At 67.9% G+C, this 11,792-nt stretch carries 3 protein-coding genes, 1 tRNA gene and 5 pseudogenes; 4 read left to right on the top strand and 5 right to left on the bottom strand.

Annotation, left to right across the window (positions count from 1 at the left end; all coding sequences use genetic code 11):
* The first annotated feature begins 53 nt into the window (after positions 1-53).
* From T428_RS25110 to T428_RS0102310, 3 genes and pseudogenes are all read left to right on the top strand, one after another.
* A pseudogene (locus T428_RS25110) lies at positions 54-1,244 on the top strand (acyl-CoA dehydrogenase family protein).
* Entirely contained in the window at positions 1,244-2,065 is an 822-nt protein-coding gene (locus T428_RS0102315; protein ID WP_025735208.1) for a mycofactocin-coupled SDR family oxidoreductase, read from the top strand. The pseudogene T428_RS25110 and the gene T428_RS0102315 overlap by 1 nt, the downstream one beginning before the upstream one ends.
* A 229-nt stretch (positions 2,066-2,294) precedes the next feature.
* Positions 2,295-4,145 carry a fatty acyl-AMP ligase gene (locus tag T428_RS0102310; protein WP_025735207.1) on the top strand — a complete coding sequence of 617 codons (1,851 nt, stop codon included), beginning with the start codon at positions 2,295-2,297 and terminating at the stop codon, positions 4,143-4,145.
* A gap of 7 nt (positions 4,146-4,152) precedes the next feature.
* Here T428_RS0102310 and T428_RS25105 read toward each other — a convergent pair.
* From T428_RS25105 to T428_RS0102290, 4 genes and pseudogenes are all read right to left on the bottom strand, one after another.
* Positions 4,153-5,229, bottom strand: a pseudogene (locus T428_RS25105) (phosphotransferase).
* 80 nt (positions 5,230-5,309) lie between these two features.
* Positions 5,310-7,048 (bottom strand): annotated as a pseudogene (locus tag T428_RS25100) (ABC transporter ATP-binding protein).
* Positions 7,045-9,640: pseudogene (locus T428_RS25095) on the bottom strand (ABC transporter ATP-binding protein/permease). Before T428_RS25095 ends, T428_RS25100 begins: the two co-directional pseudogenes overlap by 4 nt.
* Positions 9,641-9,778: 138 nt before the next feature.
* A tRNA-Leu gene (locus tag T428_RS0102290) sits at positions 9,779-9,862 on the bottom strand.
* A gap of 166 nt (positions 9,863-10,028) precedes the next feature.
* On the opposite strand from T428_RS0102290, the pseudogene T428_RS25090 reads away from it, so the two are divergent.
* Positions 10,029-10,655: pseudogene (locus tag T428_RS25090) on the top strand (GNAT family N-acetyltransferase).
* On the opposite strand, the gene mbtN reads toward T428_RS25090, so the two are convergent.
* Entirely contained in the window at positions 10,622-11,791 is a 1,170-nt protein-coding gene (gene mbtN, locus T428_RS0102280) for a mycobactin biosynthesis acyl-ACP dehydrogenase MbtN (protein ID WP_025735206.1), read from the bottom strand. The pseudogene T428_RS25090 and the gene mbtN overlap by 34 nt on opposite strands.
* Between the last annotated feature and the right edge of the window lies 1 nt (position 11,792).

Below are 11,792 nucleotides of genomic sequence, written 5' to 3'. Positions count from 1 at the left end.
ATGATCCTGCCCTGGGCCGGGGTATCCCGGCCCAGGAGAGGCGTGTGGAGCTCATGGCCACCGCCGGATACACCGCAGTCAGCGACGATGATTTCCGTGAAATACTCACTCAGACAAGGCAATTCGTGCGCACCACCGTCGTCCCCCGCGAGCAGGAGATCCTCGAGACCGATCGCGTTCCCGACGACCTGCGCGACGAGGCCAAGAAGATGGGGCTGTTCGGCTACGCGATCCCCAAGAAGTGGGGCGGTCTCGGCCTCAACCTGATGCAGGACGTCGAGCTGGCGATGGAACTGGGCTACACCTCACTGGCGCTGCGTTCGATGTTCGGCACCAACAACGGCATCGCCGGGCAGGTCCTGGTCGGGTTCGGCACCGACGAACAGAAATCCCGCTGGCTGGAGTCGATCGCGTCCGGCGACGTCGTCGCCTCCTTCGCGCTGACCGAACCGGGCGCCGGATCCAACCCGGCCGGCCTGCGCACCAAAGCGGTTCGCGACGACGACGATTGGGTGATCTCGGGCCAGAAGCGCTTCATCACCAACGCGCCCGTCGCCGACCTGTTCGTGGTGGTCGCGCGCACCCGCCTCGCCGACGACGACAACCCGGGGATCGCCGTCTTCCTGGTTCCCGCGGACACCGCGGGCGTCGAGGTCGATGTCAAGGACGCGAAGATGGGCCAGGAAGGCGCGTGGACGGCCGACGTCAGCTTCACCGACGTGCGCGTCGGATCGGATGCGCTCGTCGGCGGCAGCGAAGACGTCGGCTATCGGGCCGCGATGACCTCGCTGCCGCAGGGTCGGGTCCACATCGCGGCGCTGGCAGTGGGCATCGCGGCGCGCGCCCTCGACGAGTCCGTCGGGTATGCGGCCACCGCGACTCAGGGCGGCACGCCGATCGGAGACTTCCAATTGGTCCAGGCGATGCTGGCCGACCAGCAGACCGGGGTGATGGCCGGCCGCGCACTGGTGCGCGAGGCCGCGCGCCTGTGGGTCGCGAACGAGGATCGCAGAATCGCCCCGTCGGCCGCGAAAGTCTTCTGCACCGAAATGGCCGGCAACGTCGCGGATCTCGCGGTCTAGATTCACGGCGGCAGCGGATACATGCGCGGCGTCGCCGTCGAACGCATCTACCGCGACGTGCGGCTGCTGCGGTTGTACGAGGGCACCAGCGAGATTCAGCGTCTAATCATCGGTTCGAACCTGGTCAAGGCGGCGCAACGAGCTACGAAGAAGGAGCGCTAATGGCGGGCAAGCTCGAGGGACGAGTCGCTTTCATCACCGGAGCGGCGCGCGGCCAGGGCCGCGCCCACGCCGTGCGCCTGGCCGCCGAGGGCGCCGACATCATCGCCGTCGACATCGCCGGCAAGCTGCCCGACTGCGTTCCCTACGATCCGGCGACGGAGGAAGACCTCGCCGAAACGGTCCGCCTGGTCGAGCAGACCAGCCGCCGCATCGCCGCCTCGGTTGTCGATATCCGCAACCTGGCAGCGCTGCGCAAGGCGGTCGACGACGGTGTCGCCGCCTTCGGACGTCTGGACATCATCGTGGCCAACGCCGGTGTGGCGGCTCCGCAGCCGTGGAACGAGATCACGCCGGCGGACTTCGCCGACGTGCTGGACATCAACGTGACGGGCACCTGGAACACCGTGATGGCCGGCGCGGACAAGATCATCGAGGGCGGCCGCGGCGGCTCGATCATTCTGATCAGCTCGGCGGCCGGGGCCAAACAGCAGCCGTTCATGGTGCACTACACCGCCAGCAAGCACGCCGTCACCAGGCTGGCCCGCGCTTTCGCCGCCGAACTGGGCAAGCACTCGATCCGGGTCAACAGCGTGCACCCCGGCCCGGTGAACACCCCGATGGGCTCCGGTGACATGGTCGAGGCGGTGGCCAAGGCGATGGAGACCAATCCGCAGCTGGCGCACGCCCTGACACCGTTTCTGCCCGACTGGGTTGCGGAGCCGGAAGAGATCGTCGACGCCGTCTGCTGGCTGGCCAGCGACGAGTCGCGCAAAGTCACCACGGCCCAGATCCGGATGGATCGGGGTTCCAGCCAATACTAAGCCAGCGCGCACCATGACGGAAAGACATGCCCGCGGCTGCGGTCCCGAATCACTGGCCGCGCCAAAATATTACACGCTGACAACGGCGGATGCAACCGCGTATTGTCGTTCGAATTCGCAGGTCGTTGCAGGGACGTCATGTGATACACATCACGTCCCTGCAACGTCGTGGGCGACACACCCACCCGGTAAAGCAAAAGACTAAGAGCGCGTTACTTATTCTCTCAACATGGGACGGCCCCATTTGTCGGTTGATGCTGTTAAGCCACTAGCGGCTGACTTAAACGACTACATTCTCGACGACGGCTCGATCGTCTTGCCCGACGGCTTGACGCTGACCTCGTTCTTCGATCAGAACTGTGCGGCATTTGGCGACCGCCCGTCATACCGGTTCATCGACTACGCGAAGGAGCAGGACGGTCGCGTCCTCGAACTGAGCTGGAATGAGCTGTGGACCCAGGTCCGTTCGATCGGCGCCCGCCTGCAGCAAGTCGCCAAGCCCGGGGACCGCGTCGCGATCTTGGCACCCCAGGGCCTCGAGTACGTGGCATCGTTCTTCGCCGCCGTCCACGCGGGCAACATCGCGGTCCCGCTGTTCGCCCCCACCCTGGCCGGCCATACCGAACGGTTGACGGCGGTATTGGCCGACGCGCGACCCGCCGTCGTGCTGACGACCACCGCGGCGGCCGAGTCCGTGCGGGAATCGCTGCGGGCCCACCCGGTGGCGGGGCGGCCCCGGCTGATCGCGGTCGACGCGATCCCGTCGTCGCTGGCCTCGATGTTTGTCGAGCCGACCATCGGCACGGACGACATCGCGTACCTGCAGTACACGTCGGGGTCGACGCGCAGCCCGGCCGGCGTGGAGGTCACCCATCGCGCGGTCTGCACGAATGTGCTGCAGATGATCCTGGCCGGCGACCTGCACCGCAACACCCACAGCGTGAGCTGGCTGCCACTGTATCACGACATGGGCCTGATCATGATCATGTTCCCGGCATTGTGCGGTGGCGAGTACCTCACGCTGCTGGATCCCATGGCCTTCGTGCGCCGGCCGTTCCGGTGGATCAAGGGGCTAAGTGCCGAAGCCGCCAACGGCCCGACGTTCGCCGCCGCACCCAACTTCGCCTACGAGTTGGCGGCCGAGCGCGGGCTACCGCCCGAGGGCGTCGACATCGACCTGCACAATGTGGTCGGCCTGCTCAACGGTTCCGAGCCGGTCACCATTGCCGCCATCGAGAAGTTCACCAACGCGTTCGCGCCCTACGACCTGCCCGCTACGGCGGTCAAACCGTCCTACGGCATGGCGGAGGCGACGCTGGGAGTTGCCAGCACCCCTCCGCATGCCGGATACAAAGCGGCCTATCTCGATCGCGCGGAACTGGCCGCGGGACGCGCGGTGCGCGTCGAGCCGGACACCGAGGGTGCGGTCGCCTACGTGTCCTGCGGCCACCCGTTCCGTGATCTCTGGGCGGTGATCGTCGGCCCGGATGGCGGCGAGGTGCCCGACAACACGGTCGGGGAAATCTGGCTGCACGGGAACAACATCGCCCGCGGCTACTTCGGACGCGAGGAAGAATCGCACCGCACATTCGGCAACAAGCTGCAATCCCGGCTCGAGCGGGGCAGCCACGCCGAAGGCGCGCCGGACAACTGCTACTGGCTGGCCACCGGCGATCTCGGTGTCTACATCGACGGCGAGATCTACCTGACGGGCCGAATCAAAGACCTCATCATCATCGATGGTCGTAACCACTACCCGCACGACATCGAGACCACGGTCAGCGATTCGTCACCGGCCATCCGCACCGGCTACGTGGCCGCGTTCTCGGTGCCGGCCGACGAATCCGACGGCGGTTCGGCCGAGCAGCTTGTCATCGTCGCCGAACGCGCCGCGGGTGTCGGTCGCGCCGATCCCGACGCCATCGCCGCGGTCGTCCGGGCGGCGGTGGCACGCGAGCATCAGGTGCGGGTGGCCGACCTGCGACTCGTCGCCGCCGGCACGATTCCCCGCACCACCAGCGGCAAGCTGGCCCGCAACGCGTGCCGGGCCGAGTACCTCGACGGCCGGTTCAACCGGTGAGGCCGGCTCAGCCGAGCAGTTCCAGCGTCCCCAGATCACGCACGGCCTGGCAGCCACGGCTGAGCATGGCAAGGACCATGTCGTCACCACGTTCGGTGGAGGTCGCGAAGGCGAACCCGAGGGCGGAGATCAGCAGCGCCTGCGGCATCCCGAGTCGGTAATCGCGCCAACATGTTTCGCGGTCGTAGCCGGTCACGCCATGCCCTAGCAGCGCGCGATGATACTCGTCGACGAGGTCTTCCTCGATTGCCGACCGCAGCTCCGAATTCAGACTCGTCGCAGTGAAATACGGGAGATCACGAGCCGGAAGGCCGACGCCGAGTGTCTGCCAGTCGACCACGCTCACCCAGGTGTGCGCCGGGTCGAACAGCAGGTTGTCGAGTCGGTAGTCACCGTGCAGCAGCGCGAAACGATCCCGCTCGACCGACAGCCATGGCGCCACCTTACCCATTGTCGCAGTGAAGGTTTCGCGGTCTTCGGCACTCATTCGGTCGCCCAGCTTTTCCAGGGTGATATCCGCACTCATCTTCGCGACGTCGCCGAGGCCCTGCGCCCCGGCCTCGTCGGGGCGCGGAAACGCCAGCCCGGGCAGATCCAGCCAGAAGGGGTCACACCAGCTGGGCCCGTGCAGACCCGCCAGCGCCAGCACCGACAGGCGCGCCTCCTGCTCGCCGCAGCCCGCGATCTGGTCTCCTTGCACCGCGGGCGACTGGTCGGCCAGCAGCAACGCGTATTCCATTGCGTCGTCGGTGATTTGGCAGTAGAAGCAGCTCGGCGTCGGCACCCGCACCCGGTCGGCCACCGTCGTGTAGAACGCGCATTCGCTGCGGTAGCCGATCACGACGCGGTCGCGCACCGTGTCGTCCTGGACCGGCAGCTTGATCACGAAGGTCTCCGGCAGATCGCCGCGATCGGCGGCGTATCGCGCCGTCACGCGATAGGTCGCCCCGGTCTGGCCGGTGCCGATGGGCACCACGTCGACGTGCTACACCTCGACCGGCGGGCGACGTTCGCTCAGTGCGGCCGACAGCCACGCGGGTGTCACATCACCGGGGTACCGCGGAATCGACACCACAGCACTCATAAGCAACCACGCCTCCAGGCTTCAACCGGCCGACTGACTGCTCAACTGTAAGGCATACGGCAAGCGCCGCCCGCCATCGCCTACTCCGCGACTATGTGCCAGTCGGCGGCCTCGTGTTGCTGACGCCAGAATTCGCTGAACCGGCCACCCGCGGCTAGTAATTCGTCGATCGACCCGTCCTCGGTCACCCGCCCGTCGTCGACGAACAGGACACGATCGGCATGGCGGATGCTGGCCAGCCGATGCGCCACGATGACGCGGGTCCGCGCCTGCGGATCGGCGGTGAGCGCGTCGACCACCACAACCTCGTTCTCGGTGTCCAGGGCGCTGGTCGCCTCGTCGACCAGCAGCACGGGCGCGGGCTTCAGCAGCGCCCGCGCGATGCTGACCCGCTGCCGTTCGCCGCCGGACAGCGCCGAGCCGGCCTCGCCGACGACGGTGTCCGCGCCGTCGGGCAACCGGGCGATCAGCTCGTCGATGTGCGCCAGCGCGATGGCCCGGCCGAACTGGTCGTCGCCAGCCGTGGGGTTTGCGGCGTATACGTTGTCGCGGATCGTCCCACCGAACAGGTAGGGGTGCTGGAAGACGACGCTGCTGACCGCGCGGCGCGCGTCGGCGGTCAGCGTGGCGGCATCGGTGCCGTCGATGACGACGCGGCCGCTGGTCGGTTGGTGCAGCCCGGCGATCAACGCCAGTATCGTGCTCTTTCCGGAGCCCGACGGCCCGACGATCGCGGTCGTGGTCCCCGGCTCCAGGACGAAGCTGACCCCGTCCAGCACCGGCGTGCTGGCGCCGTCGTAACCGAAGGCGACGTCGTCGAATTGGATGCACGGGGCGGTGGTGGTGTCGGGCAGGTCGGCGGCGCCGGCCGTCACCGCCGGTGCGGTGAGCACGGCGCGGATGCGGTCGAGCGTGGCGCGGGTGCTCTCCAGCGCCGGCGCCAACTCGCTGACGGTGGTGAACGGTTCCAGATACCGGGCGATCACCGCGATCAGGGCGACCGCCTCGGCCACCGTCAGCGTGCCGTCCATGGTCAGCGCCGTGGTGGCCCCGGCCAGCGCGATCAGGGCCAGCTGGCTGGCAACGCTGAACAACAGCTGGCCCGGGATCTGCATGCCGAGCAGCCGCATCGTCGCGCCGTGCTGCTCGGCCAGCGCGGAGCCCACCAGGCTGTGGGCCGGCTCGACCCGCCGCGCGGCGCGCAGCGCCTGCTGGGTGCGGGCGAACTCGATGATCCGTTCGGTCAGGGCGGTATTGGCGTCGCCGGCCGCCGCGTCGGCCCGACACGTCAAGACGACCGTGGCCCACAGCGCCCCGAGCAACAACGGCACACCGGCCAGCGCCGCCACGCCGAGCTGCCACGAGATTCCCAACAGCGCCAGGCCGATGACGGCGGGCAGCAAGATCGACGTCGTCAGCGGCGTCAGCAGATTGACCACCAGGCCGACGAGCTCGGGGCCGGTGGCCGCGATCGCCTGACGGGCCGTCGCGGTGTTGTCGGCGGTGAACCAGTCCAGCCGAACCCCGGGTAGCGGGTCCGCCACGTCGTGCGCAAATGGTCGAGCACCGCGAAGCCCAAGTCGAAGCTGGTGCGCGCGGTGATGGTGTCGACGATCCATCCGGCCACCGTCGCCACGGACAGCCAGCCCAGCCAGGCCAACGCGTGGTGCGGAGCGGCGCTGAACAGCGCCCCCACCAGCGGGATGAGCAGGACGGCGCCGACCGCGCGTACGACGACCGAAACCAGCGCCAGTACCGCGTAGACGGTCAGCTTGGCGCGGTGGTGCGCCGGCACGAGGCTGATCCAGGTGCGAATCATTGCCCGCCCTCCTGCGCCCCGCTCACGACAACCTGGTTGCCCTGGCCGGTGTCCCACAGTCGCCGATAGCGCCCGTCGGCGGCGAGCAACTCTTCGTGGGTGCCGCGCTCGGCGATCCGTCCGTGATCGAGCACGACGATCTGATCGGCCCGGGTGATGGTGTGCAGCCGGTGGGCGATCACCAACACCGTACGATCATGAGTCAGCCGGTTAAGTGCTTGCTGCACAAGGTATTCCGACTCCGGATCGGCGAACGCGGTGGCCTCGTCGAGGATCAGGACCGGCGTGTCGGCCAGGATCGCACGGGCGATGGTGAGGCGCTGCCGCTCGCCACCGGAGAGCGCGGCATCGGCGCCCAGCACGGTGTCATACCCGTTCGGCAGCCGTAGCACCCGGTCGTGGATCTGTGCCGCACGGGCCGCGGCCTGGATCTGGTCGGGGGTGGCATCCGGGACGGCCAACGCGATGTTCTGCGCGACAGTGCCGTGCACAAGTTGGGTTTCCTGCAGCACGAAACCGATTCGGGTGTAGAGCTCGTCGGCGGTCAATGACCGGATGTCTTGTCCCCCAACACGTATCGCGCCGAGTTCGACGTCGTGGAACTGGGCCAGCAAGGCCGCCAGCGTCGACTTCCCGGATCCGGACGGGCCGACCAGCGCGGTCACCGTGCCGGGGCGCAGTTCCAGTGACACGTCGTCGATCACCGGCACCCCGGGGCGATAGCTGAAGCCGACGTGGTCGAACACGACGGTGGCCGCGGTGTCGGTGGCCGGCACGTCCGGCTGCTCGACCACCTCGAGGTCCGGTTCGTCGAGTGCGACCTGCAGACGCCGGGCGGCGAGCATTCCGGTGCGGATGCCGCCCAGGCCGTAGGCGATGCCGAGCAGCCGGACACCGAAGGTGGTGCCCAGCAACAAAAACGGCAGCAGGTTGACCGGGTCCATCCGATGCGTGACGACCAGCAAGGTCCCGATGACCGAGATCAACCACAGGAAGGTGGACGGCCGGGTGGCCAGATCCATTCCGGTTTTCTTGCCGGCCAGCGGGCGCTGCCAGGCCACCAGGAAGGCGACGTACTCGTCCAGCCGACGCCGGAAGCTCGACGCCGCCGCGCCCCCGAAGATGCGGATCACCGGCTGGCCCTCCAGGTAGGCGCCGGCCTCGGTCGTCATTCGTTCGGCCCAGCGCTGCGATTGCGCGATCTTCGGACCGGATTGGATCGACAGGGCCGAGGCCATCACCAGATAGACCAGCACCGGCCCGAACAGCACCAGTGCCACCCGCCAGTCGACGGCGAACAGGTAGACCAGCACCGCCACCGGCGCGACGATCGCGTTGACCGCGTCCGGGATCGCGTGGGTGACCAGGTAGTGCAGCGACAGGGTGTCGTCGGTCACCAGTTGTTTGATCGAGCCCGACCCGCGGGCGGTGAACCAGCCCAGCGGCAGCCGCGCCATCTTGGTCAACAACCGCGAGCGCAGATCGCGCGCGAAGCGGGCGTCGACCACGTGCAGCCACGGGGTGAGGGCGGCGCCGAGCAGGGTGCCCAGACCCAGCAGCGCAACCGCGGCGATGCCGACGTCCCACAATCGCGACGCGTCCGCGCCCGACACCAGGAGCCGGGCCAGCTCGACCAGCAGCACGAACGGCGCGAGCTGCACGAGTGTGATCACGGCTTACAGCACGCCGGAGACGATCAGCGCCGATCGCAGCGGCGCGAGCAACCGGCCGGCGGCCTGGGCGCGCCAGTTGCCGACGTTGACCGGGGCCGGCTGGTCGGCGGCGGCCGGCGGTGTCTCGGGCTGGGCCGCAATGCTTTCCCTCGACGGCGGTGTCCGCCTCACCGCCGCGGGTGGTGCCCATCTCGCGCCCGGCGCTCCAGTAGGCCTGCGCGTGCACCTCGGACTTGGGGAAGCCGAACGCATCCTTGAGCCGCTTGCGCACGTGCTTCAGCGCGGTGGCCTCGGGGGTCGCCCAGGCATACCAATTCGACCAGTCGCGCGTCTCGATCGCGGCCGCCAGCGATTTCTCGTCGTCGCGGCGGACCCAGTGCACGCGGAGCCGGGGATGGCACGTGATCGGGATGGCCGGGTCGTTGTCGTCGTGCTGCTCGCGGTACATCTCGATCGGCACCTCGTCGGGAATCGTGCCGATGATGCCGTTCATGCCGGGGATCGACGCCGAGTCGCCGATCAGCAGATAGCCGGCCGGCTGCTCCTCGGGCGGGTCGAACCGTGACGAGCCCATCAGCGACATCACCGCGATCGTCGTGCCGGGCGTGACGGTGCGCGCCCAGGTCGACGCCGGGCCGGCGGGTTCGTGCAACACCACGTCGACGGCGAAACGCCCTTTGGCGGCATCGGCCTCCGAGATGGTGTAGCCGCGCTGGAATTCGGTATCCGAGCCGGCCGGATCAGGGAACCAGAACCGCAGCCACGCCGCGGGCTCGGCCTCGACGTCTTCGAACAGCGTCGCCGACTGCATCCGGATCCGCACGAAATGTGGTGCGATCGGTACGGTTTCGAGTACGGTTGCGATGTGATCGCGCGCGCCGAAGCCACGCAAGATCGCACCCTGGAACCCGCGTGCCATCGGCGGTCCTCTCCCGCGGCGGGAAGTTCCGCCGCGCACCAACTAAGGTTTGCCTTACCATAGCTGAAGCCCTGGAAAGGGTCGAGGCGCGGTAGCCGGTGCACGGATTTACGGCTGAAGCGCGCAGTGCGCTACGGGTGCGGGCGGAGGGACTCGAACCCTCATGCTCTTTCGAGCACCGGCACCTAAAGCCGGCGCGTAAGCCAATTTCGCCACGCCCGCAGACCCGCGATTTTATCGCTTCACCTACGGGCACGGCGGTCTGGCCTAACTTGTAGTCGACGACAGGTGAGAAGACTGTTGTCGGGCCAAAGTCGTGAGTTGGGATCTAGCCGTTTGGCATGCCTACCCTAATTCCAAATCGGGGCTCGGGTAAGGTCAGCAAACGATGAACGGAGCCGCAAGCACCCAGACCGACGACACCCAGGTACTCAAGCGCGAGCGCAAGGACCTGTCCGAAGCAGTACAGCGCGTCGGCCGGCCGCCGGTCCCCGCGCTGGAGCCGCCATACGAGATCCGTGCCACGGCGAGCGGCGACGCAGAGCTGGTGTGGGAGTGGATGAATCGCCCTCATCTCGCCGAGACCTGAGAGTACGCCTGGCCCCCGGCGCGCTGGCGCCAGCACCTCGATGCTCAGCTCGAGGGAACCTACTCGCTGCCGCTGATCGCAACCCTGCGCGGCGAAGAGTGCGCCTACCTCGAGATCTACTGGCCGGCAAAGGACATGATCTCGCGCCATTACGACGCTCATCCCTACGACATTGGGCTACATGCGGCCATCGCGGATCTGAGGCTGGTCAACCGCGGCTTCGGCCCGCGGCTGTTACCGCGGATCGTGGCCAGCGTGTTCGACCAGGAACCGCGGTGCGCGAAGATCATGTTCGACCCCGATCACCGCAACACCACCGTGCGCCGGCTGTGCGATTACGTCGGATGCCGTTCGCTCGGTGAGCACGACGCGCCGAACCGGCGCATGGTGCTCTACGCGTTGGACCGTGCGACCCAGTCCTCGTAACCGGCGTGGTCGGGTTTCAGGCCGGCCGCGACCAATTCCCAGAGGACCTCGTCGGTGCCGCCGCCGACCCGGGCCAGTTTCATGTCCCGCCACACCCGGCCAAGCGGTGTCTCGTCGACGAGATAGCCCGACCCACCGAAGATGTGCATGCACTCGCCGATGACTTCTTCGCCGAGGCGGGCCGCGGTGACCTTGATCCCCGCGGCTGCCCGCAGATCCAGCCTCCCCTGAGCGGCGATGCCGTGCAGCGCGAAGCGCAGCTGGTCGACGCGCGCCTGCAGGTCGGCCATTCTTAGCCGCAACGCCTGGTGCTCGAACAGCGTGTGGCCGAATTGGCGCCGATTCATCATGCGGGCCAAGGTAATTCCGATCACCCGCTGGCACGACGCCGCGATCTGGCCGGCGATCGACATACGCTCGTGCGCCAATCCCCAACTGATGGCCGCCAGCCCGGTGCCGGCCCGCGCGACCATCGCGTCGACCGGGACCCAGGTATCGATGTGGACCGCCGCGGTATCCAACGGCCCGGCACCCACCTTGTCGTAGGGCTGCTGCACGTCGACGTGCGTCGTCGGCACCGCCACCACGACGACGTTGCCGTGCCGGCTGGACGAGTCGTGGTCGACGCTGCGCGCCGCAACCATGATGTGGTCGGCGATGGGAGAAAGCGAGACGAACTTCTTGACGCCGCGGACGGCGAAACCGCCGTCGTGCGAACGAACTTCGGTCTCGACGATCTGCAGATCCGATCCACCGGATTGTTCCGAGGCACCGATGCACAGCACCGCCTCGCCGCGAATCGCCTGCTCGCAGATGTCCTTCAGGTAGTCCGATTTGCCGAAGCGGCGCAGCAGCGCGATGGCCGAGTCGTGCAGGCTGACACCGACGCCGATACCGGCGGAGGCCAGCTGACCCAACGCCAGGGCAAGCTCGACGAGCTTGCCGACATCGGGCTGGGTCTGGTCGGTCCACTTCGCGGAGAAGACACCGCTGGCGCCCAGGTGCTCGATCAGCTTGCGCGGAAACCGTTGCTGCGCCTCGGCTTCGGCGGTCCACTCGGTGACGCGGTCGTCGAACGCGTCAGCAAGTAGCGCGCGGTAGTCGGCGTCGAAAACGATCTGGCCTGTCGCGGTCATA

Source organism: Mycobacterium genavense ATCC 51234 (assembly GCF_000526915.1).
GTDB classification, from domain to species: Bacteria; Actinomycetota; Actinomycetes; order Mycobacteriales; family Mycobacteriaceae; genus Mycobacterium; species Mycobacterium genavense.
Note: the sequence above shows the minus strand (reverse complement) of the source record. Positions and strands in the feature narration are given on the sequence as shown.